The 1,442-nt window shown below is 65.3% G+C and carries 1 protein-coding gene; it reads left to right on the top strand.

What is annotated here, in order from left to right; all coding sequences use genetic code 11:
• Positions 1-33 precede the first annotated feature (33 nt).
• Positions 34-1,442 (top strand): choice-of-anchor M domain-containing protein (locus Q0216_RS04855; RefSeq protein WP_298593379.1); only part of this gene is annotated, 1,409 nt, incomplete at its 3' end.

Below are 1,442 nucleotides of genomic sequence, written 5' to 3'. Positions count from 1 at the left end.
GCCAGCCAACGAGCAGTCATCCAAGGAGCCACCATGCAAGGACGCACCAAACCCCTGAGCCTACTCAGCGCAACCACCCTCGGATGCACCCTCGCACTCGGGGCACCCCTCGCCCTCCCCCAGGTCGACACCTTCACCGCCGCACAGGCGCAGGAAAACCAGGCGCAGGAAAACCAGGCCAGCGCCCAGGCAGGTACCGAGTCGCGCACCTACGTCAACTACGAAGGTGACTACGTCATCGCGGGCGTACACACCGAAATGCTCAACGCCTTCCTCGACGGCAACCAGTTCACCCTCGGCACCCTCGCAGACACCGGCCCCGGCCAGCAGGGACGATTCAACCCCGCCCGCACCGTCTTCCACCTGCCCGACGTCGAGGACGCACACACCAACGTCGTAGCAGGCTACGACTACATTGCCCCCGAAGGCACCGACATCTTCTACATTCCCTCCACCCGCACCCGCGGCCTGCTCTACCCCGGCCTCGGTGCGGAAGGAATCCGCCCTGGCGCACTCAAGGACAACACCATCAACCTTGAACTCGTGCGCAGCAGCGTACCCGAAGGCGGCCGCGCCGAAGTCTTCACCGAATCCGGCCGCGACAACCCGCGCGTCTTCAGCACCAACGACAAGCTCGCACCGCACACCATCACCGCTGGCGGTCACGAGCACCTCAGCTGGGCATTCACCCGCAAGGGTATCTACCAGCTGACCTTCCGCGCCACCGCAACCCTTGCTGACGGCACCCCGGTCAGCTCCGAGGCGACCTACACCATCGCCGTGGGCACCGACGCCGAGGACGGCTTCAAGCTCCTGAACGCGCAGAACGCTGCGAAGGAAGCAGCAAAGGAAAGCACGAGCGAGGCGACTGAAACCCCCGAGGCGACCTCCACCGCCACCGAGAGCGCCACCAGCAGCCCCAGCGCATCTACCTCCGCAAGTGCTGAGGCGAGTGCATCGGCGGAGGCGAGCGCATCCACCGGTATTCGCCGCGTGGATGGATCCGTGAATGGTCAGAACGCCGCGCAGGTGACCGACCCGAACGGCGCGAAGGCGGCGGCGAATGGTGAGCAGGCATCCCAGGGCGGATCCGGTGTTACCGCTATCAGCGGCACCGACAACACCAATAACGGCTCCGACAAGGGCGAAAACAAGGACGGTAACTCCCGCAGCAGCGTGAAGGGCTCCAACGCCCAGAACGTCACCGCACCCAGCAACGGCGGCGGCATTACCGGCAGCGGTGTGCTGTCTTCCGGTCTGCCCGGTAGCCTGAACCAGCAGTGCATCGCCACCGAGGTCCCCGCCGAAGATGCCAAGGATTCCAAGGACGCTCAGAAGGACAACAAGCAGAGCAACCAGGCAGCCCAGGCACCGACCAGCATCCCCACCCTCGCCGTGGTTAACACCGCCGAGCACAGCGGCCGTGAAGAAGTCACCCACGG

Origin of the sequence: uncultured Rothia sp. (assembly GCF_937976295.1) — a bacterium.
In the GTDB taxonomy this organism is placed as follows: domain Bacteria; phylum Actinomycetota; class Actinomycetes; order Actinomycetales; family Micrococcaceae; genus Rothia.
This window is presented reverse-complemented; position numbering and strand designations above follow the sequence as displayed.